Origin of the sequence: Nocardia wallacei, from assembly GCF_014466955.1 — a bacterium.
In the GTDB taxonomy this organism is placed as follows: Bacteria; Actinomycetota; Actinomycetes; order Mycobacteriales; family Mycobacteriaceae; genus Nocardia; species Nocardia wallacei.
This window is the reverse complement of the sequence record NZ_AP023396.1, coordinates 3,726,783-3,751,916: the sequence shown is the minus strand read 5'-3', so window position 1 is coordinate 3,751,916 and position 25,134 is coordinate 3,726,783. Positions and strand designations below refer to the sequence as shown.

The 25,134-nt window shown below is 70.9% G+C and carries 26 protein-coding genes and 1 tRNA gene; 15 read left to right on the top strand and 12 right to left on the bottom strand.

Annotated features, from left to right (window positions below; translation table 11 throughout):
* Positions 1-44 precede the first annotated feature (44 nt).
* Positions 45-1,259, bottom strand: a complete 1,215-nt coding sequence (locus tag NWFMUON74_RS16650; protein WP_187688678.1) for a GAF domain-containing protein — start codon at positions 1,257-1,259, stop codon at positions 45-47.
* Positions 1,260-1,363: 104 nt separating this feature from the next.
* Here NWFMUON74_RS16650 and NWFMUON74_RS16645 point away from each other — a divergent pair, with 104 nt between their 5' ends.
* Positions 1,364-2,239 carry an LLM class F420-dependent oxidoreductase gene (locus tag NWFMUON74_RS16645; protein ID WP_187688677.1) on the top strand — a complete coding sequence of 292 codons (876 nt, stop codon included), beginning with the start codon at positions 1,364-1,366 and terminating at the stop codon, positions 2,237-2,239.
* 130 nt (positions 2,240-2,369) lie between these two features.
* Positions 2,370-2,630, top strand: a complete 261-nt coding sequence (locus NWFMUON74_RS16640) for a hypothetical protein (protein ID WP_187688676.1) — start codon at positions 2,370-2,372, stop codon at positions 2,628-2,630.
* 22 nt (positions 2,631-2,652) lie between these two features.
* On the opposite strand, the gene NWFMUON74_RS16635 is transcribed toward NWFMUON74_RS16640, so the two are convergent.
* Together NWFMUON74_RS16635 and NWFMUON74_RS16630 are read right to left on the bottom strand one after the other, a co-directional pair.
* On the bottom strand, positions 2,653-2,973 hold the full coding sequence (locus tag NWFMUON74_RS16635; protein ID WP_187688675.1) for a hypothetical protein: 321 nt from the start codon (positions 2,971-2,973) through the stop codon (positions 2,653-2,655).
* A gap of 127 nt (positions 2,974-3,100) precedes the next feature.
* Positions 3,101-3,733 (bottom strand): TetR/AcrR family transcriptional regulator, encoded by a 633-nt coding sequence (locus tag NWFMUON74_RS16630; RefSeq protein ID WP_187688674.1) that lies wholly within the window; start codon positions 3,731-3,733, stop codon positions 3,101-3,103.
* Positions 3,734-3,818: 85 nt separating this feature from the next.
* Here NWFMUON74_RS16630 and NWFMUON74_RS16625 point away from each other — a divergent pair, with 85 nt between their 5' ends.
* The 3 genes from NWFMUON74_RS16625 to NWFMUON74_RS16615 all read left to right on the top strand — a co-directional run bounded on the left by NWFMUON74_RS16625 (position 3,819) and on the right by NWFMUON74_RS16615 (position 6,749).
* Complete coding sequence (locus NWFMUON74_RS16625; protein ID WP_187688673.1) at positions 3,819-4,835, top strand: SDR family oxidoreductase; 1,017 nt, start codon at positions 3,819-3,821, stop codon at positions 4,833-4,835.
* Between the two features lie 90 nt (positions 4,836-4,925).
* Positions 4,926-5,957, top strand: coding sequence for an aldo/keto reductase (locus NWFMUON74_RS16620; RefSeq protein ID WP_187688672.1), 1,032 nt, complete (start codon positions 4,926-4,928; stop codon positions 5,955-5,957).
* 51 nt (positions 5,958-6,008) lie between these two features.
* Complete coding sequence (locus tag NWFMUON74_RS16615; protein ID WP_187688671.1) at positions 6,009-6,749, top strand: M50 family metallopeptidase; 741 nt, start codon at positions 6,009-6,011, stop codon at positions 6,747-6,749.
* 10 nt (positions 6,750-6,759) lie between these two features.
* Here NWFMUON74_RS16615 and NWFMUON74_RS16610 read toward each other — a convergent pair whose 3' ends face one another.
* Positions 6,760-7,572, bottom strand: a complete 813-nt coding sequence (locus NWFMUON74_RS16610; RefSeq protein ID WP_187688670.1) for a tetratricopeptide repeat protein — start codon at positions 7,570-7,572, stop codon at positions 6,760-6,762.
* A gap of 165 nt (positions 7,573-7,737) precedes the next feature.
* Between NWFMUON74_RS16610 and NWFMUON74_RS16605 the strand changes: the two genes are divergently transcribed.
* On the top strand, positions 7,738-9,255 hold the full coding sequence (locus NWFMUON74_RS16605; protein ID WP_187688669.1) for an FAD-dependent monooxygenase: 1,518 nt from the start codon (positions 7,738-7,740) through the stop codon (positions 9,253-9,255).
* Between the two features lie 4 nt (positions 9,256-9,259).
* On the opposite strand, the gene NWFMUON74_RS16600 is transcribed toward NWFMUON74_RS16605, so the two are convergent.
* Together NWFMUON74_RS16600 and NWFMUON74_RS16595 are read right to left on the bottom strand one after the other, a co-directional pair.
* A complete protein-coding gene (locus NWFMUON74_RS16600; protein ID WP_232111067.1) occupies positions 9,260-9,460 on the bottom strand; it encodes a hypothetical protein in 201 nt (66 codons plus the stop codon).
* A 198-nt stretch (positions 9,461-9,658) separates the two neighbouring features.
* On the bottom strand, positions 9,659-10,651 hold the full coding sequence (locus tag NWFMUON74_RS16595) for an LLM class F420-dependent oxidoreductase (RefSeq protein WP_187688668.1): 993 nt from the start codon (positions 10,649-10,651) through the stop codon (positions 9,659-9,661).
* Positions 10,652-10,900: 249 nt separating this feature from the next.
* On the opposite strand from NWFMUON74_RS16595, the gene mihF reads away from it, so the two are divergent.
* Positions 10,901-11,215 (top strand): integration host factor, actinobacterial type, encoded by a 315-nt coding sequence (mihF, locus tag NWFMUON74_RS16590; RefSeq protein WP_187688667.1) that lies wholly within the window; start codon positions 10,901-10,903, stop codon positions 11,213-11,215.
* Between the two features lie 101 nt (positions 11,216-11,316).
* Positions 11,317-11,402 (top strand) — tRNA-Leu (locus NWFMUON74_RS16585).
* 311 nt (positions 11,403-11,713) lie between these two features.
* On the opposite strand, the gene NWFMUON74_RS16580 is transcribed toward NWFMUON74_RS16585, so the two are convergent.
* On the bottom strand, positions 11,714-12,364 hold the full coding sequence (locus NWFMUON74_RS16580) for a TetR/AcrR family transcriptional regulator (protein WP_187688666.1): 651 nt from the start codon (positions 12,362-12,364) through the stop codon (positions 11,714-11,716).
* A 62-nt stretch (positions 12,365-12,426) separates the two neighbouring features.
* Here NWFMUON74_RS16580 and NWFMUON74_RS16575 point away from each other — a divergent pair, with 62 nt between their 5' ends.
* On the top strand, positions 12,427-12,930 hold the full coding sequence (locus NWFMUON74_RS16575; RefSeq protein ID WP_187688665.1) for an SgcJ/EcaC family oxidoreductase: 504 nt from the start codon (positions 12,427-12,429) through the stop codon (positions 12,928-12,930).
* Between the two features lie 242 nt (positions 12,931-13,172).
* On the top strand, positions 13,173-14,585 hold the full coding sequence (locus tag NWFMUON74_RS16570; RefSeq protein ID WP_187688664.1) for an MFS transporter: 1,413 nt from the start codon (positions 13,173-13,175) through the stop codon (positions 14,583-14,585).
* A 44-nt stretch (positions 14,586-14,629) separates the two neighbouring features.
* Here the strand turns inward: NWFMUON74_RS16570 and NWFMUON74_RS16565 are convergent, their stop codons facing one another.
* Positions 14,630-16,087: an amidase gene (locus NWFMUON74_RS16565; RefSeq protein ID WP_187688663.1), complete on the bottom strand. Its 1,458-nt coding sequence runs from the start codon at positions 16,085-16,087 to the stop codon at positions 14,630-14,632.
* A gap of 87 nt (positions 16,088-16,174) precedes the next feature.
* Positions 16,175-16,732, bottom strand: coding sequence for a TetR/AcrR family transcriptional regulator (locus tag NWFMUON74_RS16560; protein ID WP_187688662.1), 558 nt, complete (start codon positions 16,730-16,732; stop codon positions 16,175-16,177).
* A 72-nt stretch (positions 16,733-16,804) separates the two neighbouring features.
* Here NWFMUON74_RS16560 and NWFMUON74_RS16555 point away from each other — a divergent pair, with 72 nt between their 5' ends.
* Positions 16,805-17,743 carry a TIGR03620 family F420-dependent LLM class oxidoreductase gene (locus tag NWFMUON74_RS16555; protein WP_187688661.1) on the top strand — a complete coding sequence of 313 codons (939 nt, stop codon included), beginning with the start codon at positions 16,805-16,807 and terminating at the stop codon, positions 17,741-17,743.
* A gap of 45 nt (positions 17,744-17,788) precedes the next feature.
* On the opposite strand, the gene NWFMUON74_RS16550 is transcribed toward NWFMUON74_RS16555, so the two are convergent.
* Positions 17,789-18,307, bottom strand: coding sequence for a hypothetical protein (locus NWFMUON74_RS16550; RefSeq protein ID WP_187688660.1), 519 nt, complete (start codon positions 18,305-18,307; stop codon positions 17,789-17,791).
* 402 nt (positions 18,308-18,709) lie between these two features.
* Here NWFMUON74_RS16550 and NWFMUON74_RS16545 point away from each other — a divergent pair, with 402 nt between their 5' ends.
* Both NWFMUON74_RS16545 and NWFMUON74_RS16540 read left to right on the top strand, forming a co-directional pair.
* The gene (locus tag NWFMUON74_RS16545) at positions 18,710-19,474 is read left to right on the top strand and encodes a hypothetical protein (RefSeq protein WP_187688659.1); all 765 of its coding nucleotides are present in this window, start codon (positions 18,710-18,712) and stop codon (positions 19,472-19,474) included.
* A 49-nt stretch (positions 19,475-19,523) separates the two neighbouring features.
* Positions 19,524-20,351, top strand: a complete 828-nt coding sequence (locus NWFMUON74_RS16540) for an SDR family oxidoreductase (protein WP_187688658.1) — start codon at positions 19,524-19,526, stop codon at positions 20,349-20,351.
* A 13-nt stretch (positions 20,352-20,364) separates the two neighbouring features.
* On the opposite strand, the gene NWFMUON74_RS16535 is transcribed toward NWFMUON74_RS16540, so the two are convergent.
* Positions 20,365-21,330: a TIGR03557 family F420-dependent LLM class oxidoreductase gene (locus tag NWFMUON74_RS16535; RefSeq protein WP_187688657.1), complete on the bottom strand. Its 966-nt coding sequence runs from the start codon at positions 21,328-21,330 to the stop codon at positions 20,365-20,367.
* Positions 21,331-21,760: 430 nt separating this feature from the next.
* Between NWFMUON74_RS16535 and NWFMUON74_RS16530 the strand changes: the two genes are divergently transcribed.
* Entirely contained in the window at positions 21,761-22,630 is an 870-nt protein-coding gene (locus NWFMUON74_RS16530) for an SGNH/GDSL hydrolase family protein (protein WP_187688656.1), read from the top strand.
* Here the strand turns inward: NWFMUON74_RS16530 and NWFMUON74_RS16525 are convergent.
* Positions 22,608-24,599 (bottom strand): heavy metal translocating P-type ATPase, encoded by a 1,992-nt coding sequence (locus NWFMUON74_RS16525; protein WP_187688655.1) that lies wholly within the window; start codon positions 24,597-24,599, stop codon positions 22,608-22,610. The genes NWFMUON74_RS16530 and NWFMUON74_RS16525 overlap by 23 nt on opposite strands.
* A gap of 80 nt (positions 24,600-24,679) precedes the next feature.
* Between NWFMUON74_RS16525 and NWFMUON74_RS16520 the strand changes: the two genes are divergently transcribed.
* Positions 24,680-25,042, top strand: coding sequence for an ArsR/SmtB family transcription factor (locus tag NWFMUON74_RS16520; RefSeq protein WP_187688654.1), 363 nt, complete (start codon positions 24,680-24,682; stop codon positions 25,040-25,042).
* The last annotated feature ends 92 nt before the right edge of the window (positions 25,043-25,134 follow it).

Here is a 25,134-nt window from a genome sequence, read left to right as displayed (position 1 = left end):
GCGCGAAGACGGACACCGGCGTACCGGCCGCCGGGCGGTCGGCGTCAGGCGTGCAGGGCGGCGTGGAGGCGGGCGGTGGCGAGGGCGCGGCGGGGATCGTCCGGTGGGAGCAGGCGCAGGGCATGCTCGTGGAGCTGCGCGTCTTCGGGGTGGCGGGTGCCGAATTCGAGTGCGTGCGTGGGGTTTCGACTGTTCAGGACCGCGGTGCGGAGGCTGACGGCGAGGTATTCGCGCCACTGCGCGACGCCGGGGGTGTCCGAGCCGGGCAGTAGCGGGCCGCGATACAGGCGCAGGGCGGTGGCGACGTCTCCGGCGGTGACGGCGGCGAGCAGGTCGACCGCGTCGCAGGAGATCGGGCGGGCCAGCGTGTAGCGGCGGCTGGTGATGTCGCCGCCGGTGGCGTTGCGCAGGTGGGAGACGTCGGCCTTGAGTGTCGACGCCGCGACCGGCCGGTCGCCGTAGACGGCCGCGTGCAGGCGCTGAGGGGTGTAGCCGTCGGGCTCGAGGGCGAGCAGCGCCAGGATCTCGAGCTGTCGGGGCCGCAACCGGATCGGCGCACCCGATCGGGTCAGGGTGGCTTCGCCGAGGCAGCGCAGCCGCAGTTCGGGCCGAGTGGCCTGCTCGGGTGCGGCCGGTAGCCGGGATTCGATCGCGGACACCAGCGCCCGCACCGTGGACAGGGCCAGCGGGTGTGAGCGGTCCCAGGTGGTGGACAGATCGAGCACGCCGAGGCGGCGGCCGTCCGGAGCGTGGATGGGCGCGCAGTAGCAGACCCAGCCGTGCAGGGCGGCGACCAGGTGCTCGGCGGAGAACACGACGCTCGGTTCGCCGGTGCGCAGCGCCAGGGACAGGGCGTTGGTGCCCATGTGCGTCTCGTCCCAGCGGCCGCCGGGTGCGAAGTTCACCCGCTCGGCGCGGCGGCGCATCACGCGCCCGCCGCACGACCACAGGATGGTGCCGCGTTCGTCGGTGACGGCGGCGACGAATCCGGAATCGTCTGCGATGCTGCGCAATTCGTCGGCCAGCTCGGTGACGGGGGCACGCAGTGGCGAATGCGACCAGCGGGCGCCGAGTTCACCGTCGTCGGCGGGCGCGGCGGGGCGGCCGGGGTCGACGGTGGGCAGCGAGCGCCGCCACGACTGCACCACCTCGCTGCGGAGCACGGTCTGCCCGGCGGGCACCGCGTGCACCGGCGCCCAGCGGGCCCACTCCTGTTCCAGCGCGGCGCGCCGCTGCGACAGGGCGTGAATCGGGGGCATCGCTGCGACCTCGCGTCCGGGGATGTGCCTGCGCTCTCATGATTGCGCACCGCGCCGCGCCGCGCGGGAATTTCCGTGCCCCGATGTGCTGGTAAACAGGAACCATGAGCGCTCCCTTCCGCTTCGGTGTGAACCTGTTCAACTCCGCCTCCCGGGCCGAGTGGGTCGAAAAGTGCCGCAAGGCAGAGCAACTCGGCTTCGATGTGCTCGGCGTCCCCGATCACCTCGGGTTCTCGGCGCCCTTCCCGGCCATGCTGCTGGCCGCGGAGGTGACCGAGCGGGCCCGGATCAACACCTTCGTCCTCAACGTGCCCTTCTACAATCCGGTGCTGCTGGCGCGCGAGGTCGCGACCGTGGACCTGCTCAGCGACGGCCGCATCGAGCTCGGGCTCGGCGCCGGTTATGTGCAGGCCGAATTCGATGCCGCCGGACTGCCGTTCCCGAGCGGCGGCCGCCGGGTCGAGCAACTCGCCGAGGCGGCGGCGACGCTGCGACGGCTCTACGCCGACCCGGAGTATCAGCCGCGGCCCGCGCAGGCCGGTGGCCCGCCGCTGCTGATCGCGGGGTGGGGCGACAAGCTGCTGCGGGTGGCCGCCGAGCACGCCGATATCGTCGCCTTCACCGGTGGCACGGCCGCCGACAGCGGCCACATCACCGTCGCCAGCCCCGACGCGACGGCACAGCGCGTCGAGTACGTGCGCGGCCTGCTCGGCGAGCGTGCCGACAGCGTCGAGTACAACATCCTCGTCCAGGCCGTCGTGCCGGGCGGCGAACGTGACGAGATCCTCGAACGCTACGCGGCCAACCTGCCCGACGGCGCGGCCGATCTGCTCGAGGACATTCCGGTGCTGCTGATCGGCTCGCCCGACGAACTGGCCGATCGGCTGCGCGAACGCCGCAAGCGGTACGGCTTCAACTACATCACCGTGCAGGAGCCGGCCATGGAACGCTTCGCCGAGGTGATCGACCTGCTGCGCTGAGCCGCGCGGGGGCAATCGCGACACGCCGGGGGCATTGCCCGGGCCCGGGGGCGCGGTGATGGTTGTCTGCTATCACTGCGCGCGAATGATCGCTCGATCGATCCACCCCGACCGAAGGAGTTGTGTCTTGGTGCGTGTGTGCCGAACCCTGGCCGGTGTCGCGCTGGCGGCCGCCGCGGTACTGGGTGCGACCTCGGCGGTGCTGGCCGTCGGGCTGAAGTGGGAACAGGTGCACGTCACCGACACCGTCGCCGAACCGGACTGCCGCAACGGCGGCGGCGAGAGCGACGACCCCGGCGCTCGCGAGCCGGAGGCACAGCACAAGCTGTCGGGCGGGCACCAGCAACCCGACGCGGCGGCCGAAGGCTCGGAACCCGGTCCGGCGCACTGAGTTCCGAGCCTGCCCGGCGGCGCTACTTGTTGAAGAAGATGCCCGCGACGTCGGCGTTCTTGATCGGGGTGTCGGCGTTGCGCTGATTGCCGCACAGGAACTCCACCGCGGCCATGGTCAGATCGACCTGGGTGCCCGCCGGTTCGTTCTCGTCGCCGGTCTGCTGCTTGACGAACTTCGTGACCGTGGTGCGCTTGGTGTCCTGATCCTGCTTCACGTACTCACCGCACGGGGTGTCGCCACCTTTGTTGAGCGCCTTCTCGACGTCGCTGCATCCGACGAGAAGCGCTGTGGCGACAGCCAATCCGACGGCGGCTGCGGCAGGCCATCGCGGGGATCTCATCTGGCTTCTCCTCGTGGGTCGTGCCGGGTTGTCCGGCGGTGGCGGGCGTGCGGTGCACAGCCTAGAGGGTGGGCGATCCTGCTCGGTCCACCCACGGTGGAGACATAGCCGGGTGCGGCGGCGCTAATCAGATTCGGTCCCGCGCTCGGGCCTCGATCAGGTCGGCGAACAGGCGGGTGATGCGACCACCCAGATCGGGGGCGGTGGTGCCGAGCTGGTCGGCGCGCTTGGTGAGCTGGCCGTCGATGGCCAGCGCGGCCAGTCCGTGCGCCATGCTCCACGCCGCGACGGCGACGGCGTCCGCCTCGGCGGCGGGGAGCGCGCCCTCGGCGACGATCTCGGCGATGGTATCGGCCAGTACCGCGAAGGCGGCGTCACCGGCGGCGCGCGCCTCGGGGTTCTTGTCCGGTTGCGACAGCTCGGGCCGGAACATCAGCCGGAAATAGGCGGGCTGGTCCTGCGCGAAGCGCACGTAGGCGTCGGCCAGTGTGGTGAGGCTGCCGATGGGGGTCGGCGCGGCGGCGCGCGCGGCCGCCAATCGCGCTGTCAGCAGGTCGAATCCGCGGGCCGACAGCGCGGCCAGCAACGCGGCGCGATCGGCGAAATGGTGGTACGGCGCACCGGGACTCACACCCGCCTCGCGGGCGACGCGCCGCAGGCTCACCGCGGCCAGCCCCTCGGTGTCGATCAGCTGCAGGCACGCGCGCAACAGCTCCTCGCGCAACGCGCCGTGGTGGTAGCGGTCCTTGGTCGGCGGCATGTGCCGAGCGTACGGGGTTGACAGCGACACCTCCGAGAATCTATACAGTGATTACATTCTGAACAATGCTTAGATCGGAGACGTCATGGCGGATCGTGTTCTGGTGACGGGGGTTTCGGGATACCTGGCGGGTCACGTGGTGGCGGAGCTGCTCGCGCACGGCTATCGGGTGCGCGGCACCGCACGCGCGGTCACCGCCGAGCTGGCAGACCGGCTGCCCGAGGTGGAACTGGTGGCCGCGGATCTCGGCGACGACGCGGGCTGGGCGCAGGCCGCGGCGGGCTGCCGGTACGTGGTGCACACCGCCTCGCCGTTCCCGCCCGGCGCTCCCGACCACGAGGACGAGCTGGTGCGGCCCGCCGTGGACGGCACGCTGCGGGTACTGCGCGCCGCCGCCGCGGCCGGGACCGTGCGGCGTGTGGTGCTGACGTCCTCGATCGCCGCGGTCCGGGTCGGGCATCCCGATCGGGTCTGCACCGAGGCGGACTGGTCGGAGGTGGCGGTCTGCGACGCCTACGAGAAGAGCAAGACCCTCGCCGAGCGCGCGGCCTGGGAGTTCGCGCGGGAGAACGAGGGTGTGGAGCTGGTCGCGATCAATCCGGGGATGATCCTGGGGCCCGTGCGGCATCCGGCGGTCGGCACGTCGGTGGCCGCCGTGCAGATGGTGTTGTCGGGGGCCATGCCCGGGGTGCCGCCGATCGGGTTCGCCACCGTCGACGTGCGCGACGCGGCGACGGCGCACCGGCTGGCGCTGGAAACGCCGGAGGCGGCCGGGAACCGGTATATCTGTGCGGGCGAACAGGTTTCGATGACGGCGATGGCCCGGACGCTGGCCGCGCGGTATCGGGTGACCACCCGGACGATGCCGGGGCTGCTGGTGCGGCTGGCGGCCCGGTTCGACGAGTCCGCGCGGACCGCGGCGCGTTATCTGGGCCGTCGCGAGCGGGTGAGCGCGGACAAGGCGCGGCGGGAACTGGGATGGACCATGCGGCCGCTCGCGGAGACGCTGCTGGATACCGCCGCGAGTCTCATCGAGTTCGGCCTGGTGGCCGATCCCGGGCGGCCGCGAGGATCGCGCCGGGAAACCGTCGCGGCGGCGTGAGGCGGCGGGCATGCCGGGTGCGGCGATTCCGCTACGGGCGATCACCGCACGCCTGGCTCGTCGCATCCGCGCCGGATAATGTCTGCTGCCATGGAGTTCAGCACGCTCGGCAAGACCGGTTTGATCGTTTCCCGAATGGCGTTCGGGGCCATGACGTTCACCGCGGGCAACAGCGATATCGACGCGGTGTACAAGGTGGGCGCCGAACTCGCGGACGAATTGGTCGGCCGCGCGCTCGAGGCGGGCATCAACTTCTTCGACACCGCCGACGGCTACGCGGGCGGCGAGTCGGAGGTGCTGCTCGGCCGGGCGCTGCGCGCTCGCCGCGACGAGGTGGTCATCGCGACCAAGGTCGGCTTCCGGACCGGGGAGTCGCTCACGCAGGCGGGTCTGTCCCGGCGGCACATCCAGTGGTCCATCGACCAGAGCCTGCGACGGCTCGGGACCGACTGGGTGGATGTCTACATCGCGCACCGGGAGGACCCGTTCACGCCGCTCGAGGAAACCCTCGCCGCGCTCGACGACGTGGTGCGCTCGGGTAAGGCGCGCTACCTCGGCTTCTCCAACTGGTCGCCGTGGAAGGTGGCCGCCGCGGCGGAGATCCAGCGCGCCAACGGACTAGCGCCCTTCACCCACGGGCAGATGAACTACTCGCTCGTCGGCCGCGACGTGGAACGCGACGTGATCCCGATGATGGACCGCTACGGCATGGGCCTGACGGTGTGGAGCCCGCTGGCCTCGGGGTTCCTCAGCGGCAAGTACACCCGGGAGTCGCTGCGCGACCCGGACAACCGGCTGGCCGGATTCGACATCCTGCCCTTCGACAAGGAGCAGGGCTTCGCGCTGGTGGAGCGCATGCGGGTGATCGCCGACAAGCACGACGCGAGCGTCGCCCAGGTCGCGCTGGCGTGGCTGCTGGCCCAGCCCGCGGTCACCAGCGTGCTGCTCGGCGCCAGCAAACTGCATCAGCTCGAGGACAACCTCGGCGCACTCGACGTGCGGCTGAGCGCCGACGAGATCGCCGAACTGAGCGAGGCCATGCCGCCCGCGCCGGTGTACCCGAACTGGTTCATCGAGAGCATGCAGGACCAACCGGCCACCGAGGCGCTGGGCCGGGGCTGAACGGCGGGTGGCCGGGGTGCGGGTGGCCCGGTGCGCCGCTAGTCTGCGGCGGTGGATCTGTCGGAGTTGAGCAGTTCGGTGTCGTCGGTGACGGATCGGTTGGGCGATGTCTCGCCGCATCCGCCGCTGTGGGTCGTGGTGGCGACCGGGGCCGCGGCACTGGTCCTGGTGATGTACCCGCCGGTGTGGCGGGTGCTGCGCACCGTGGTGACGATCGCCCACGAGGTCGGGCACGCGGTGGTGGCGGTGCTGACCGGGCGGACGCTGCGCGGCATCCGGCTGCATTCGGACACCTCCGGCGTGACGGTGTCGCGCGGAAAGCCGTACGGCCTCGGCATGGTCCTGACGACGCTGGCCGGATATCCCGCGCCGTCGCTGGTCGGCCTGGGCTGTGCGGCGTTGCTCGGGATGGGCCGGTTGACGCTGATGCTGTGGCTGGTGGTGGCCGCACTCGTGGTGCTGCTGCTGGTGATCCGGAACCTGTTCGGATTCGTGGCGGTGGTGGTGACCGGGGCCGTCACCCTGGCGGTGTCCTGGTACGGAACCGTGGTGTGGCAGGGCGTATTCGGTTACGCCGTGGCCTGGTTCCTGCTCATCGGCGGGCTGCGGGCCGTGGTGGAGTTGCAGCGCGTGCGGGTGCGCGGCGACGGGTCGGACGCCGATCAGCTGGCCCACCTGACCAAGCTGCCGGCGCTGCTGTGGGTGCTGGTGTTCGCCGCGGCGTGCCTGGCCGCTCTCGTGGCCGGAGGCAGCCTGCTGCTCGGGCCGCTGCCGGAACTGCACGCGGCCTGACCGGGGCCGCTCAGGTGATGGCGGAGCCGGCGGCATAGGCGCGCCAGCGCTGGGCCTCGCTCGAATTGCCTTGGCGGTCCAGCACTTCGGCGAGTCCGGCCATGGCCCGGGTGTCGCCGTGGTCGGCGGCGGCCCGCCACCAGCGCTCGGCGTCGGCGAGGTCGCCCTGCCGGTACCGCACCACGCCGAGGTCGTAGGCCGCGCCCGCGTGCCCGAAACCCGCCGCCTGGCTCCACAGCGCACACGCCTGCTCGACATCGCCGCGGCCGTGCATCGCCACCCCCAGTTCGTACAGCGACCGGCGGTAACGGCTCTGATCGGTCGGCGCGGCGACCGTCTCGACCTCCACCACCAGCTCGCCGAAATCCGGCGGCCCGATACCCGCGCTACAACGCAGCAGCGGATGCCCGCTCGCGGCGCGGTCGATGAGCAGGCCGTAGTTGCCGGTCCAGGACTCGGTGGCGCCGGTGTCGTCCATCCACACCGGGGTCAGCGTGAACGAAGCGTCCGGAGCGGCCGCGCACACCTCCAGCGCGACGCCGCCCGCCATCGCGTCGGTCCACACATCCACGCCGCGCAGCCGCCGGCCCTGCAGGGCGACGTGCCCGCCCAGCACCGACAACCCGATGCCCAGGCCCAGCAGTCCGGGCGGGGGAGCGGCGGCGTGCAGGGTCAGGGTGACCGCGACGGGATCGGCGCCCAACGCTTCGGAGTACAGCGGATGGACCCGTGTGCCGTCCAGATCGACCGCCTCGGTACCGGCGTACCGCTCGGCCAGCGGCAGCGTCTGGTCGGACGCATCGTAGGGAGACGGCCCGGTCATCGTGTCCGCCTTTCGCCGGAACTGCTCGGGTGGAGTCGGGCATACGGAGTCTGCCAGACAATTCCGTTCCCCAACAACCGAGAACCGGTGCGGCCGACGGGTTTGCGAGCACGACGCAAGCCGCACGCAAGTCCGGCGCAATCGGCCAGCGGCACGCTCGATTCCATGACCGAGACATTCGATGTGGTGGTGGCCGGGGCCGGGCCCGTGGGACTGTTGCTGGCGTGCGAACTGCGGCTGGCGGGGGTGGACGTGCTGGTGGTGGAACGGCTGCCCGAGATCGACCCGACGCTCAAGGCGGGCGGCGTCAATGTACCGACCCTGCAGGCGTTCTACCGGCGGGGGCTGCTGCCGCGGCTGAACGAGCGGCGGGCCGTGCACGTCGCGGCGATGCAGCGGTTCACAGGCCGGGCGGGTGAGCAGCCGCGGCGCTTCGGCGGGCATTTCGCCGGAATGTTCTTGGACGGGTCGCTCATCGATGCCGACGATCCGGTCTTCGCCGAACTCGGCCCGATCGAGGGGTCGCCGTTCGTCCCGCAGCAGGATGTGGAGCAGATCCTCGGCGACCGGGCGGCCGAGCTGGGCGTCGAGATCCGGCGGCAGGTGGAACTGACCGGATTCACCGACGACGGCGACTGTGTCACGATCTGGTTGGGCGACACCGTGATTCGCGCCGACTGGCTGGTCGGCTGCGACGGTGGCCGCAGTCTGGTCCGCAAGCTCGCGGGTTTCGAGTTCCCCGGCCTCGATCCGGTGGTCACCGGGTATCAGGCGGTGGCGGAACTGGCGGACACCGAGGGCCTGCGCCCCGGCTGGCACACCACCGACAACGGCGTCTACGCCTACGGCCCGATCCCGGGGCGCTTCCTCACCGTCGAGGTCGACGGCCCGCCGCGCGATCGCAACGCCCCGGTCACCGCCGGTGAGCTGCAGGCGAGCCTGCGCAAGGTGTCCGGTGTCCCGGTGCGGATCACGGCCCTGCACTCGGCGACCCGATTCAGCGACAACACCCGCCAGGCCACCGACTACCGCCGCGGGCGGGTGCTGCTCGCCGGTGATGCGGCGCATGTGCACTCGCCGTTCGGCGGGCAGGGCCTGAACCTGGGCATCGGGGACGCGATGAATCTCGGCTGGAAACTGGCGGCGGTAGTCGCGGGCCGGTCGCCGGTCGACCTGCTGGACACCTATACCGCCGAACGGCATCCGGTCGGGGAATGGGTGCTGGAGTGGACGCGGGCGCAGGTCGCGGTGATGCGGCCGGACGAGCGCAGCCGCGCGATGCGCAAGGTGATGCGGGAGCTGCTGGACACGCGCGACGGCGCGACGGCGGTGTTCAAGAAGATCTCGGGGATCCTGCACCGCTACGACCTCGGTGGCGGGCACGCCCTGGTCGGCGCGACCGCGCCCGATATCGAGCTGTCCGACGGTACCCGGCTCGGCGAGCACTGCGGTGACGGCCGCGCGCTGCTGCTGGATCTCGCCGATGATCCCGGCCTGCGCGCGCTCGCCGCCCCCTGGTCCTCGTGCGTGCGGGTGGTCTGCGCGAAACCCGCTCAGCCGCGCGAGCTTTCGGCGTTGCTGGTGCGGCCGGACGGATTCGTGGCATGGGCGTCCGATACCGGGGGAGAGGGGCTCGGAGAGGCGCTGTCGCGGTGGTTCGGCCGTCCGGATCGGGCGCGGTAGGGGCTCAGTCCTCGCTGCTGGCCCGGTCGCCGAGATAGCGCCGCAGGGCCGGGTCGTCGGAGGTCAGCCGATCCACCTCGGTGCCACCGGCGCAGTCGTACAGGCCCACCACGATCTGCCCCGGGCGGCGGCTCAGCACCCGCCAGATGCCGCCGGACCCGGTCCAGCGCTCCAGCACCGCCACGGCGTCTCGCTGCTCGGCCACGTTTCTCCTTTCCGCGCTGGACGACACCCGGGGCGATGCGCTTCTCCCTTCGGCTCCGGACGATATCGGGTGCGGCGCTTCTCTCCTCCGCTCCGGACGGCATCGGATGTGGCGCTTCTCCCTTCCGCTCCGGACGGCATCGGGTACGGCGCTTCTGTTCCGCGCCGGGACGATATCGGGTGGTGCGCCGGGCCCTGGTCAGCGCAGGGCGGGGATCACCTCGCGCTCGAACAGTTCGATACCGGAGGTGTCGTAGGCCGCCTCGGGGAAGTTCAGGATGGCGTAGCCGAGGCCGAGATCGCGGACGCGCGTGAGGTTTTCGACGATCTGCTCGGGTGTCCCGACCGCCGCGGTGCCCCGGAACATCTGGTCGACCTGCGCCTCGGCCTGTTCGGCGCCGAGAAACGGGGCCAGGCGGGCGATCTGGGCGGCGATGCGGTCCTCCACCTCGGCCGCGGTGCGGCCGATCGCGACATTGAAATTCGAGGAGCGCACGATCGCGTCGAAATCGGTGCCGACATCGGCGCAATGCGCGCGCAGGATCTCCGACTTGTGCGCGAAACCCTCGGGGTCGCCGCTGAAGTTGGTGTAGGCGGCGTACTTCGCCGCGATGCGCAGCGTCTTCTTCTCGCCGCCGCCGGCGATCCACAGCGGGATGCCGTCCGGCTGCGCGGGCAGCGGCCGCACGATGGCGCCGTTCACCTGATAGTGCTTGCCGTCGAGGGTCGCCGAACCGGTGGTCCACGCCTGCCGGAAGATCTGCACGCCCTCGTCGAGGCGGGCCAAACGCTCACCGGCGGAAGGGAATCCGTACCCGTAGGCGCGCCACTCGTGCTCGTACCAGCCGCCGCCGATGCCCATCTCGACCCGGCCGCCCGAGATCAGGTCCACGGTGGCGGCCACCTTCGCCAGATAGGCCGGATTGCGGTAGCTCATCGCGGTACACATCTGGCCCAGCCGGATCCGGGAGGTGACCGCCGCGAACGCCGACATCAGTGTCCACGCCTCGTGGGTGGCCTCCTCGGTCGGCACCGGCACGGTGTGGAAGTGGTCGTACACCCACAGCGACTCCCAGGCCTCGCCCGCGTCGGCGCGCTGAGCCAGCTCGCGCATCACTCCCCACTGCGCCGCGGGGTCGATGCCGACCAGGTCCAGCCGCCAGCCCTGCGGGATGAAAATGCCGAAGCGCACGGACGTCTCCTTCGCATGTCGACAGGCCGCGGCCGGGTACGGCCGCGACACCGCTGTCCACTGTCGCGGCCGATCGGCGCGGCGGCAACCGTCGCGCGCCTGGCAAATCACCCGCATCCACGGTCGTTCGCGGTCGCGAAACGCTCGCGACCGCGATTATCCTCGCGGTGTGTCGAACCACCACCGGGGCTCCGGTGATGTTCAATCGGTGCCGTTGAGGTTCCAGCGAACGAGCGAAAGGTAGTAGACATGGCACTTCCCACCATGACCGCCGAGCAACGCAACGCTGCGCTGGCCAAGGCGGCCGCGGTCCGCAAGGCCCGGTCGGAACTGATCGAGGAGGTCCGCAAGGGCAAGATCTCCCTGTCGAAGGTGCTCGAGCGGGCCGACAAGGAAGATCTCGTCAAGAAGACCAAGGTCGCGGCCGTCATCAAGGCGCTGCCCGGCATCGGCCCCGTGAAGGCCGCCAAGCTGATGGACGAAGCGGAGATCCCCGCCGACCGTCGGATCGGCGGACTGGGTTCGCGCCAGCGGGCCGCGCTGCTCGAGGCCGTCAAGAACTAGAACTCGCGGCGGCGCTCAGCAATCGGATCACCGAGGACCTGCACGAACAACCGTGATTTGGACCTTGCGACCGGATCCGATAACCTTGCTGAGCACCACCGGTCCGGGTGGCGGAATGGCAGACGCGCTAGCTTGAGGTGCTAGTGCCCTATTAATGGGCGTGGGGGTTCAAGTCCCCCTCCGGACACACATCAGGCCTACGGGCCGATTTCGGTCAACATTTTCGCTCCAGTCTCGCGCCGAGGTTCGACTTCACGCCGGGCTCGGCGCGCTCCGAGCCGTGATCATGCCGGGAATGCTCGAATTCGGCTGTGGCACCGGGTTTTTGGTACACGGGCCACTGTCCCGCGACGCCTCGTCGACGACCCCTCGGCACATCTGGACACCGTCGTCGACGACATCCCCACCGAGTAGCGGCCGCGCGGCCGGTGACGGTGGTCCTCGCGCTTCGGTGGCGATCCGACCATCCGTTCGCGAAGCGCAGTGCGGAGCGGTTCATCAAGGGGCCGAGTCGTTCTCGGTCGGGACGGACGGGTCGCAGAGGCGGGCGCACAGGGTGAGGTAGGTCCATTTCTCCCACCGCTCCGGCGACCAGCCGCGGTCACGGACGAACAAGAGGTAGAGCTCGGGGCTGAGCAGGCAGTACAGCACGTCGGCGGCGGCCTCGGTCGTGATACCCGTGGCGAACCCCGGTTTGCCGGCCAGGGCGTCGGCCACCGTGTGGATGTTGGTGTATCTGCTGTTGCCGTCCTGGTTCAGTGCCGCCTTGACCTCGGAATCGGTCGCGATCGCGGTGTCCACCACTTTGGCGATGGGTGCGACCCGGTCGAGAATCAGCCGGCCTTCGTGGACCGCTGCCCGCAAGAGGTCGGGGGCCGTGCCCGCCGCCAGGGCGTCGTCGAACCATTGCTGTTCGCGCACGGTCGTGTTCTCGTCGTCGCCGGTCACGGTCGTTCGGACCAGTTCCCGCAACAGCGTGCGCTTGTTGCCGAAGACGAAGTAGACGGACTGGACCGACACGCCGGCGCGGTCGGCGATGGCCTGCAGAGTGGTCGCGCCGTAACCGTCCCGGATGAACAGTTCCGCCGCCGCGTCGAGGATGCGGCGGCGGGTCTGCCGTGCCCGTGCGCTCTGTTTTCTGGCCGTCATGGACTGGAGTTTATCTCTAGAGTTAGAGTCTAGAGTTGGACTCTAAGAATCGGGAGTGTGTTATGCGTAAGACCGTGTACCTCGCCGTCGCGCTGGCCGCGCTGACGTCGGCGGCCGTGACGGCATGTTCGGGAGACGGCTCGGGCTCCGGCGGGGCGGATGCGGGTGACGAGGCGGCGCTCGCGGACCTGGAACAGCGGCAGTGGCACGCCTGGGAGCGGGCCGACGGCAGGGGGTTCGCCGCCACGTTCACCGAGGACGCCGATTTCGTGGCCGTCACCGGCGAGCACATTCACGGCCGCCGAGCGATCGCCGAGAGCATGCAGCAAGGGTTCGACACCTTCATGGCAGGCACCCGCGTGCGACCGGCACAGGATCGCCGGGTCAGGTTCCTGTCACCGGACCTGGCGATCGTGATCTCCAGCGGTGTATGCGTTCTCCGTCCCGGAGCGACCGAATGCCGCCCGCAAGACCTGTCCATCCAGACCCGCACCGCGATCAAGCGCGACGGCCACTGGCTGTTCACCGCCTTCCACAACGGCCGGATCAGCCCGCCACCGGCATAACGGAATCACCAAGCCCGGCAACGGATTTCGCCTCGCCACCAGCTCTGCGCCGGCCGCTCGGGCCGACACGGCGAACCTGGTCGTGCCCGCTGCGAGGCGCTGTGCGGCCCGGAGTCGATGCCTCGCATCCGTTTTCGATCGGTGGAGGGTCGCCATCCGCGCTCTCGACAGGGGTGCCGGGCTGTGCTAGCCATATTAAAAAGACACGTTACTAAAAGCGTGCAGCAGTTCTGGAGAGGCAGATGTCGCAATCGAACAAACCGGCCGCCGTGCTGGCAACCGTGGTGATCGTGCAGTTCATGGTCTCTCTGGATCTGTCCGTGGTGAATGTGGCGTTACCGGCGATCCAGGGCGAGTTCGGACTGTCGGCCACCACGCTGCAATGGGTCGTCAACGCCTACACCGTGGTGTTCGGCGGATTCCTGCTGCTGGGTGGCCGGCTCGGTGACGTGATCGGCCGCCGCCGCACGATGGTCGCGGGGCTGGTGCTGTTCGGCGCGGCCAGCCTCGCGGGTGGGTTGGCCACCCACGAGTCGGTGCTCATCGGCGCGCGGGCGGTGCAGGGTCTGGGCGCGGCCGCGCTGTCACCGCTGTCGTTGGCGCTGATCACCGTCACCTTCGAGGAGGGACCCGCGCGCACCAAGGCGGTGGGCATGTGGGCGGCCGCGACCATGCTCGGCGGGGCGCTGGGGGTGGTGGCCAGCGGTCTGCTCACCGACTTCGCCGATTGGCGGTGGGTGCTGCTGATCAACGTGCCGATCGTCGTCGCCGCGCTGGCCACGGCCGTGCGCGGCATCGGCGGAGCGGTCGAGGGCACGCGGCCGCGACTGGATATCGTCGGCGCGCTGCTGGTCACCGCCGCGATGCTGCTGCTGATTCTCGGCGTGGTCCGCACCGACGAGCAGGGCTGGGCCTCGGCTGTGACGATCGGGACGCTCGCCGGCGGCGTAGTGCTGCTGGCGGCGTTCATCGTGGTGGAGACGCGGGTCCGGGAACCGCTCATGCGGCTGGGGCTGCTCGCCCACGGAAGTGTCGCGGGAGCCAATGTTTTCGGCTTCATGATCACCGCCGGTCAGCTGACCGCCTTCTATTTCGTCTCGCTGCACATGCAGTCGGTGCTGCGGTACACGCCCGCGATCGCCGGTGTCTGCTTCGTGCCGTTCGCGCTCGGCGCCGTGGTCGGGATGCGGCTGGCGGCGGTCCTGGTGGACCGGTTCGGCCACCGCACCGCACTCGTGGCCGGTGGGCTGCTCGGCGCGGTCGGGATCGGCTGGTTCGGCGCGGGCGGGCCGGGCGGCACCTTCCTCACCGACATCCTCGGTCCCTCGATCGTGGCCAGCATCGGCATCGGTGTCAGTTTCGTGGTCATGGGCACCATCGCCATGCAGGGGGTCGCCGGGGAGGAGGCGGGCATGGCGTCGGGGCTGCTGAACAGCTCGCGCCAGCTGGGCGGCGCACTCGGCCTGGCCGTGCTGACCACGGTGGCCGCCACGGTCACCGGGGGCGACCGGTCACCGGCGGGACTCAGCGACGGCTACTCCACCGCGTTCCTGCTGGGCGGCGCGCTCATCGCGGTGGGCACGGTGATCGCCGGGCTGCTGATTCCGCGCGCCGCGATGAAAACCGCTGCGGCAGAAGCCAATACGGGCGGATGAGCCGCCGGGCGCACGGTTCACGGCCCGGCTCGGCTCGTTACCTTTCATCGCGCGCCGGGCGCCTCGAAGCCGCCTATTCGCTGCTCCAGGAGTTCGGCCAGGCGTAGGGGGGTGCGGTCTTCGAACATCGGGCCGATCAGTTGGACCCCGACGGGGAGGCCCTCGGGGGAGCGGCCCGCGGGGACGGCGGTGGCGGGAAGTCCGGGCATGGTCGCTACGCCGGGCCAGATCATCTGGTCGCCGTAGGGGTGGGCGGTGCCGTCGATGTCGATGTGCTGTCGGCGCGGATCGGGGTTGTGGTCGTGGGGGAAGGCGGGGGTCGGCGTGATCGGGCAAACCACGGCGTCGAACTCGGCGAACAGTTGCCGCCAGGCGTGGCGGTGCTGTTCGCGGCGGTTGTTCGCCTCGATCCAGTCGCGGTGGCTGAATACGCTGGCGCGCAACCATTCCGCGTCGCGCCCGCGGTCGGCGGGATCGAGTGTGGCCGCGGCGGCGCGCAGTTGTTCGTACCGCTCCGCGGGGAACCCCGCGGCGATGTTCGACACCATCAACCGCGTGTAGAGCGTGGCGGCTTCGGTCAGGTCGGGCAGCAGCGGACTGTGGCGTTCGACCCGGGCGCCGTCGGCGGCGAGCGCGTCGGCGACGCGGGTCACCGCGGCCCGCACGGCCGAACCCGTCGGCAGCAGCGGGTGCTCGTCGAGAACCAGGACCCGGAAGTCACGCAATCGCCGATGCCGGGCGGGCGGCAGTGCGAGCTCGTAGGCGACGCCGTGGGTCAGGGGGTCGGGCCCGGCCATCACGTCCAGCAACAGCGCCAGGTCGCGGGCGGTGCGGGCCATCGGGCCGACGACGGCGAGGTCGCCCTCGCTCGGCAAGGCCGGTACACCGGGCGGGACCATACCGCGTGCGGCGACCAATCCGAAGGACGGCTTGTGTGCGTAGATGCCGCAGAAATGCGCGGGCACCCGCAGCGAACCGGCGAGGTCGGAACCCAGGGACAGCGCACCGAATCCGGCCGCCAGCGCCGCCGCCGAGCCGCCGGAGGACCCACCCGGCGTGCGGTCGAGATCCCACGGGTTGCCGGTCGTGCCGTAGATGTCGTTGAAGCTCTGCCAATCCTTGAGCAGCACCGGCACATTGGTCTTGCCGAGCACCACCGCGCCGGCGGCCTTCACCCGCGCCACCTGGACCGCGTCCTCGGCCGGCACATAGTCCGCGAATTCCCGCATGCCCCAGGTGGTGGGCAGCCCGGCGATGTTGTAGGACTCCTTGACCGTCATCGGGATGCCCAGCAGCGGGCGGTCCTCGCCGCGGGCTCGTGCCGCGTCGGCCTGCCGTGCCGCGGCGCGCGCCCGCTCGAAGTCGGGCACGCAGATGGCGTTGATCGCCTTGTCGTCGCGCTCGATCCGCGCGATCGCCGCCTCGGTCAGTTCCACCGAGCTCACCACACCAGCACGCAACGCGGCCGAAAGTTCCACGGCCGACCGATAACTCCACTCCATGCATCCGACGCTAACGGGCCGCCGCGGTGGGCATAAAACGCGAGTTCGCGCAACAGGTTTCAGAGCCTGCCGCCGCCCGCCGCGTCGTCACCGGGGCGCCAGCCCGTCGACCACGAGCCGGAGCAGGCGGTCGGGGTCGGTGACGGTGTATCGGCTCGCCGCGCCCGCGCCGCAGGCCAGCGCGAAGACCTCGGCGGGGGTGACGTCGGGCCGGACGGCTCCGGCCCGCTGGGCCTGGGCCAGCAGGGAACCGGCGGCAGCGCGCATATCTCGGACGGCGGCATCGAGGTCCGAGCCGTCGGCCGCCGCGGCGGCCAGGATCGACTCGGCCAGGCCCTGGTAGGCGGAGGCGCAGCGGCCGAACTCCTGCAACCACTCGATCATCGCCTCGTACGGGGTGTCGGAGCCGAGGCGCTGTTCCGCGTGCTGCCGCAGGTTGACGACCCGGTCGTGGATCAGGGCCTCCAGGAGTGCCTCGCGGGTCGAAAAATGCTTGTAGAGCGTGCCTATGGCGATTTCGCAGGTGCGCGCGATCTCCGCCAGCGAGGCCCGCACGCCGTCGCGGCGGAAGGCCGCGTCGGCGGCCACGAGAATCCGCTCGCGGTTGTGGCGCGCGTCGGCACGCCTGGCCGCGGGTCGGGGCATACGACCTCCTCGACAAGGTGAGAGCCTCTCACTATGGTTAAGGTGAGTGGCTCTCATTATATTGGAGGACGAATGAGCACGACGGTGGGCCGCCTCGGCCTGTGGACCCTGGCCTTGGACAAGCAGCCCGCGGGGCGTGTCCGCGACCTCGCCGCCGAGATCGAGGAGCTCGGGTTCGCGACGCTGTGGGTCGGTGAGGAATTCGGCCGAAACGTGTTGACGCAGGCGGGGATCCTGCTGGGCGCCACGAACGCGCTGACGGTCGGTACGGGGATAGCGAACATCTACTTTCGCGATCCGATCGCGATGGCCGCCGCGGAACGCGCACTCGCCGAGGCGCATCCGGGCCGGTTCATCCTGGGCCTCGGTGGGCATCGGGTCGACGACCGCCCGCTGACCCATCTGGGGCATCGGGTCCCCTCGGGCGGGCGCGCGGTCGCGACGATGGGCGCCTACCTCGACGCGATGGACGCGGTTCCGCTGCAGAGCCCGCCGCCGACCGTCCCGAGCCGCCGGGTCCTGGGTGCGCTCGGGCCCAAGATGCTCGGCTTGGCGGCGGCGCGGACCGACGGCGCACTGCCCTACCTCGTCCCGGTCGCCCATACCCGCGACGCCCGCGCCCGGCTCGGGCCCGCCGCGTTGCTGGCGGTGGAGCAGGCCGTCGTGCTCGACTCCGATCCGGTCACGGCCCGCGAGCTGGCACGCGCCCATGTCGGGGCCTACCTGGCGGGTGGGGGCGCGCACGTCAAGGACATGCGGCGGTTCGGGTTCACGAGCGACGAACTGTCCGGCACTCCGGCCGATCGGGTCGTCGACGCGCTCGTCGCGGGCGGTGGCCGCCGGGCCCTCGATGCCGTCGCCGAGCGGGTGCGAGCGCACTTCGATGCGGGCGCGGATCAGCTCTGCCTGCAGGTTCTCACTGACCGGCCGGACGTCGCCCCGATTGCCGAGTGGCGTGAACTGGCCACGCTCGCACCGTCTTCGCGGCAGTTCGGGGCGGGTGTGGCATGAGGTGTGCCCGGCGCGGGTGATCGCGCCGGGCACGGGGTCGGGGGCTCAGTTGAAGTGCAGGGTGTTGATGGGGATGTGGCCGCGGTCGGCGGTGCCGTTCATACAGGCGTTCGCCAGGGGCTGGCTGTCGACCGGGGCTTGATCGACGTGCAGTTTGCCGCCGGAGCCGGGGCCGTCGGTGATGTCGAGGATGTTGGTCACCGGGGCGGCGGGGTTGCCGCCGGGGACGTGCCACTGTCCGGCGACGCGGCTGACCTCGCCGTTGGCCCAGCGCAGGACGCCGTCGATGTAGCCGAGGGCGTCGTTGCAGCTGCCGTTGCCGGTGAAGTCTCCGTGGAAGGAGACCTCGGAGGTGGGCACGCCCACGCAGCCACCGACGTCGGCGTCGAAGGTCGCGCGGACGGGCACGGTGTTCATGCCCAGCGGGTTGCTGCTGAAGCCCATGTCCCCGCCGCCGCACCAGCCGCCCAACGGCTCCGCGCCGGCGGGCTGGACAGCCAGCAGGGGCGCCGCGAGTGCGGCGGCAGCCGCCGCGACGATACCGATTTTCGCGGATCTTGCCATGTGAATCCTCTCCTTCTCGATCTCCAGTGATCCCGTTGGAGTGGGTTGTGCGTTGGCAATTCCTGGCATGTGAACGCCTACCCGGGGTTGCCGAGGAGAAACCCGCCGCCGCGCGGTCTTGCCCGGAAAATTTCGATCCGCCCGGTCAGGGGCGGAAATTCGGTCGAAATCGGGAAGGTTGCCCGGTGTCCGGGGCGACGGTGATTCCGCTGGCGCGCAGCTCTTCTCGCCGTGCCTCGGCGGAGGATGCGAGGCGATGATTCGAGGCGATGCTGCCCCGGGGTGCGGGCCACTCGTCGTTTGTGGCGGGTGCGGCTGGGTAGCTCGCCAGCGTATGGCAGGCCCCCGCGCCGACCGTCGGGTGCGGGCCGGATACGACGACGCGGGTGACACGGAGGTCGCATGCGAGACACTGGAATCGGCTGGACTCGAACGGAATTCGAGAACTGTTCGATCGTCCGGCCCCGCGGAGAACTGACCGGGGTCACCTACCGGCGGCTGCGCGACGATCTGGTGAAGTACGCGGTGGACCAGCCGCGCGCGGTCATCGTCGCGGTGGACGATCTGGTGATTGCCGCGGACCCGCTGCTGACGGCGTTCACCAGCGCGCGGATGCGCATCGATACCTGGCCGACCGTGCCGCTGCTGATGGTGGCGCAGTCGGCCGAGCAGCGCGAGCGGTTGCGCTCCGGTTGCGTGGATCGGTTCCTCCCGGTTTTCGGGACGGTCGAGTCGGCGCTGGACAGCCTGTCCGAACAGCCCGCCCGGCGGCGCACCTCGCTGTCGCTGGCGCGCACTCCGGCGTGCGGGCGGCGCGCGCGCCGCTTGGTCACCGAGACCTGCGAACGCTGGTCGATTCCCGAATTCCGTGGTGACGCCTGCCTGGTCGCGACCGAGCTGGTGGAGAATTCGCTGATCCACGCCGAGGACGGCGACGACATGGAACTCCGGCTGGAGCTGCGTCGGCATCTGCTCACCGTGGCCGTCTCCGACACCGATCCGCGCGAGGCCGTCCTGCGCGAGCCCGGGCCCGGCGCGGAGTTCTCCGGCGGGCTGCATGTCGTGGCCGGGATCGCCCGCGCCTGGGGCTGCGCGCCGCGCTGGCCGCTGGGCAAGGTGGTGTGGGCGACGTTGCGCTCCAAGCGGTTACGCGGTCTTCGGCGCTGAGTGCGCGGGTTCGCGGCATACACCCGTGCGGCCCGGGTAGTCGCCCGGCATGACCACAATTGCTCGCTCCACGCAGGAACGTGCCGGCGCCCCGGTCCGGGCGGTCGTGACCGGGTCGGACTCGGGTATCGGCGAGGCGATCGCCGTGGCTCTCGCGGGCGGCGGCGTCGACGTCGGCATCACCTACCACAGTGACGAATCGGGGGCCCACGACACCGCCGAGAAGGTGCGTGCCGCAGGGTCCCGGGCGGCCGTGCGGCGGCTGGATCTCGGCGATCTGCCCACCGCGGCGGCGGTCATCGACGAACTGGCCGAGGAACTCGGCGGAATCGACGTGCTGGTGAACTGCGCGGGCACCGGCAGCGCCCAGCGCGTCATGGACATGGACTTCGACACCTGGCGGCACGTGCTGTCGGTGGATCTGGACGGCGCGTTCCTGTGCGCGCAGCGGGCCGCCCGGCACATGATCGAGGCGGGCGCCGGGGGCCGGATCATCAACATCACCAGCGTGCACGAGCACGTCCCGCGGGTCGGCGCGGCGCCCTACTGCGCCGCCAAGGCGGGGCTCGGCGCGTTGACCAAGGTGCTGGCGCTGGAGCTGGCCGAATACGACATCACGGTGAATTCGGTTGCGCCGGGCGAGATTTCGACTCCGATGACCGGTCAGGGCGACGTCGACCCGCAGACGCAGGCGCGGCCGGGTTATCCGCTGGGCCGTCCCGGCGACGCGCGGGAGGTCGCCGCGGTGGTGGCGTTCCTGGCGACCCCCGCGGCGGGTTACGTGACCGGCGCGTCGTATGTGGTCGACGGCGGCATGCTGCTGATGGGACCGCAGGCCAGTGAGCGGCTCCCCGACGACCGGTGGCGCAAGGGGTAACGGCCTACCCGGTTCAGGCGTCGAGGGCCCGGAGCCGGTCGGCAAGGTCGTCGCGGAAGAAGTCGATGAAGCCGTCCGGGTCGGGTCCGGCGTTCTGCATGACGAGGTGATCGAAGCCCGCCTCGAGGTAGGGGCGCGCCGCGTTCAGGTAGTCCTCCGGGTCCGAGCCGCAGGCGAACTGGTTGCGGATGTCTTCTTCCCGCACGGTGGTGGTGGCCGCGGCGAAGTTGACCGGATTGGGCAACTCGCTCATGACTTTCCAGCCTGTCAGCGCCCAGCGGGAGGTGTCCAGGGCCGCCTGCGCCGCGGTGTGCGGGTCCTCGGCCCATGCCATCGGCACCTCCGCGTAGCGGGGGCCCTTGCCGCCGGAGCTGTGGTAGTGCTCGACGATGTCGGCCTTCGGCTCGGTGGCGAACAGGCCGTCGCCGAGTTCCGCGGCCAGGTGGGCGGCGGCGCGGCCGCCCGCGGCCACCGCGATCACCGGCGGTTCGTCGGGCAGGTCGAATACCCGCGCGTCCGACAGTTGCAGGTATTCGCCGTGGTAGGACTGGTAGCCGCCGCGCCACAGCAGCCGGATGATCTCGAGCGCCTCGCGCAGCCGCCGGTGCCGTTCGTGTACCGAGTCCGGGAACCCCGTGCCGACCACGTGCTCGTTGAGCCGCTCACCGGAGCCGACACCGAGGGTGAAGCGGCCCTCGGAGATCAGCGCCAGCGTGGCCGCGGCCTGGGCGATGATCGCGGGGTGGTAGCGGACGGTCGGACAGGTGACGCCCGTGGCCAGCCCGATGCGTTCGGTGCGGGCGGCGATGGCGCCGAGCACCGTCCACGCGAACGGGGAGTGGCCCTGATTGTCCAGCCAGGGATGGTAATGGTCGCTGATCTCGACGAAGTCGAAACCGGCCGCCTCGGCCCGCACCGCCTGCCGAATCAGTTCCGTGGGTCCGAACGCCTCTGCCGCCAGCTTGTATCCGATCTGCACCGCAACCTCCTCCTGTCGCCGACCGTGCCGAGTGGGTACCTGCTACATCCCCGGTGCTACCCGGCCCTCGGGTCAGCAAACGGCACAGAGTTATCTGTAACCGGGAGTTACACATACTTCGTTTCCGGCGATATCGAGAAGGATTGCGACGGCGCGGTCACGCGCTACACCAGGAATCACCCGGGCGCGGAAGCCATCGACAAGCACTCTAGCACGCCCACGTCCTCGGTACACCTCGACCGTTACCCGCACCGGGCGCGGCATCTCGAGCGCCTCGCACACCCTCCTCGCACCGGAACTCGTTCTCCCCCTGCAGAATTCGTGTGAGGAGCACCGAGCGGTCGGTGCGGGGCGCGGTGAGGCATCGTCTTGTCGGGGGCGGCGGGTACGCTCGTACCCACTCGGCTGCGGGGTGGACGCGGAGGTGGATGTGAAGTCACGAATGCTGTCGGCCGTGAGTGCGGTGCTGGCGGTGGCGCTGTGCGGCGGGGCGGCCCAGGGGGTCACCGCGCCGAGCGGGGATCGCTATGTGGCGCTGGGCAGTTCGTACGCCGCGGGGCCGGGACTGGAGCCGGTGGAGGATGGGCCGTGTGCGCGGTCCGGGCAGAACTACGCTCATCGGGTCGCCGCGGCGGCCGGGCTGGATCTGGTCGACGCGAGCTGTTCGGGGGCGACGACGGCCGATGTCCTGAACCGCTCGCAGACCGTAGCGGGCACGGTCATGCCGCCGCAGATCGGCGCGGTCACCTCCTATACGCGGCTGGTCACCGTCACCGTCGGTGGCAACGACCTGAATCTGGTCGGTTCGATGCTGGCCGGGAGCGGGTGCGAGTTGCTGGCGGGCGGTGTGTCGGGGCTGTGTGATCGGGTGACCCGGACCGCTCCGGCTACGCAGGACGACTTCGCCGCGGTCGCCCGGTCGCTGGCCGATATCGTCGGGGCGGTACGCGACCGGGCGCCGCAGGCGCGCGTGCTGCTGGTCCAGTATCTGCCGGTGCTCTCCGCTACCGCGACCACCTGCGCCGCGGCGCCCATGACTCCGGAGCAGGCGGTCGCGGCGCGCCGGACCTACGACGGCCTCCTCGCCGCCACCGAGCAGGCCGCTCGGGCCACCGGCGCGCACACCGTCACCGTCCCCGAGGCCGAGGAACACACCGCGTGCACCGATGATCCGTGGGTCTTCGACTTCCGGCATCTGCCGCAACGCACCGATCCGACCGCTGTGGCGGGTCTGTACCACCCGAACGTGGTGGGGACCGAGAAGGTCGCCGAGCGGATCATCGCGCGGCTGGGGATGTAGAGCCCGACCGGCCGATGCGGGCGGCGGCGGTCCAGGCGCGGGTGGCCAGCAGGCGCATGCCGTTGAGGCCGACGATCACGGTCGAGCCCTCGTGTCCGGCGACGCCCAGCGGGAGGGGCAGGTGCCCGGCGAGATCCCAGATCACGAGGACGGCGATGAAGGTGGCGGCGATGGCCAGATTCGCCACCACCACGCGTTTCGCGCGGCGCGCCATGGTGAGGACGGCGGGGACGGTGGTCAGGTCGTCGCGCACGATCACGGCGTCGGCGGTGTCGAGGGCGAGGTCGGAACCCGTGCGGCCCATGGCGATTCCGGTGTGGGCGGCGGCCAGGGCCGGTGCGTCGTTGACTCCGTCGCCGACGACGGCGACGCGGCGCCCGGCGGATTCGAGTTCCCGCACCGCGGCGACCTTGTCCTCGGGCAGCAGGCCCGCGCGGATGTCGGTGATGCCCACCTGCTCGGCGAGTGCCCGCGCCGCGCGGGGATTGTCGCCGGTCAGCAGGATCGGCGGGGTCCCGGTGAGCTCGGTGAGCGCGGGCACGATGCCGGTCGCCGCCGGGCGCAGTCGATCGGCGACGGTCAGGACACCGGCAGCGGCGCCGTCCAGCAGGACCACCACGGCCGTCCGGCCCGCCGACTCCGCCGCCGCGACCACCTCGGCGACACGGCCGGATGATTGCGCGGCGGGCAGGAGGCGGGACGGGTTGCCTACCTCGACCGCGTGTGCGCCGATCGTGGCACGGACGCCGCGGCCTGGCATCGAGTCGAAATCCGTTGCGGTGGACAGGGTCAGGCCGCGAGCGTCGGCCGCGGCCACGATGGCGCGGGCCAGGGGGTGTTCGCTGGGGTGCTCGGCTGCCGCGGCGAGGGTGAGCAGCCGGTCGGCGTCGAGGTCGGGGTGCAGGCAGTGGATGTCGCGGAGTTCGGGAGTGCCCTGGGTGAGGGTTCCGGTCTTGTCGAACGCCACGGTGGTGACGGTGGCGAGCCGTTCCATGACGACCGCCGATTTGACCAGTACGCCGTGCCTGCCGGCATTGGCCATCGCGGCGAGCAGGGGCGGCATCGTCGCCAGGACCACCGCACACGGCGAGGCCACGATCATGAATGTCATCGCGCGCAACAGCGCGGACTGCAATGGCGCACCGAATGCCAGCGGCACCAGCAGCACCGCGAGGGTGGCCGCGACCACCCCGGCCGAATACCACTGCTCGACCTTCTCGATGAACAACTGCGCGCCGGCCTTGGTCGCGGAGGCCTGCTCGACCATGGCGACGATGCGGGCCACGACCGAGTCGGCGGCCGCGCGATCCACCCGCACCCGCAGCACTCCGGTGCCGTTGACGGTCCCGGCGAACACCTCGTCGCCGGTGTGCTTGGCGACCGGCAGCGGTTCGCCGGTGATGGAGGCCTGGTCGACGTCGCTGTCGCCGGAGAGCACCGTGCCGTCGGCGCCGATGCGCTCGCCGGGACGCACGACCAGCACCTGGCCCGGGATCACCGCGGCCGCGTCGACGAGTCGCTCCCGGCCCTGGTCGAGGACGGTCGCGCGGTCGGGCGCCAGGTCGAGCAGGCTGCGGACCGAGTCGGCGGTGCGCTGGGTGAGTACCGCCTCGAGCGCGCCGGAGGTCGCGAAGATGACGATCAGCAGCGCGCCGTCGAAGACCTGACCGATCGCCGCGGCGCCGAGCGCGGCGACGATCATCAGCAGATCCACGTCGAGTGTCTTGTCCCGCAACGCTTTCAGGCCCGCCAGCGCCGGCTCCCAGCCGCCGCACCCGTAGCAGGCCAGATACAGCGCCCACCACAGCCACGGCGGTGCGCCCGTCGCGTGCGCCACCGCCCCGGCGACGAACAACGCGGTCGCGATCGCGGCCCAGCGCACCTCGGGCAGCGCGAGGGCGCGAGTCCGCCCACCGTGCCCGGGGCGGGCGCGGTCGGTGTGCGGGCGGTCCAGCAGCGATGTCGTCATACCTACTCCGTCCTCGATCCGACCTTACAGGAATACATGAAGACGTCTTCATGTGAACCCAGGGCGGTACAGTAGCGCCTGTGGGACACGGAGTCCAGGGCAGAACGACGCCCCCCGCACAGCTGGATGCCGACTCGGCCGCCACCGTCGCGGCGACCTTGCAGGCCTTGGCCACGCCGAGCCGCCTGCGCATCCTCACGCGCCTGCGGCACGGGGCGTGCTCGGTCGGCGACCTGGTCGACGCGGTGGAGATGGAGCAGTCCGCGGTGTCCCATCAGCTCCGCCTGCTGCGCGCCCTGGGCTTGGTGACCGCCACCCGGCAGGGGCGCAGCATGATCTACAGCCTCTACGACAACCATGTCGCGATGCTGCTCGACGAGGCGGTCTATCACATCGAGCATCTCGGTCTGGCCATCACCGACGAGCCTGCCGACTCGGCCTGACGGCTGCGGCCGGGCGGGGACTTACGGCATTGCGGTCGGCGGATCGCACTGAGTACATTATGTGCGCAAGTGCGCACCTAATGTGTGCGGCG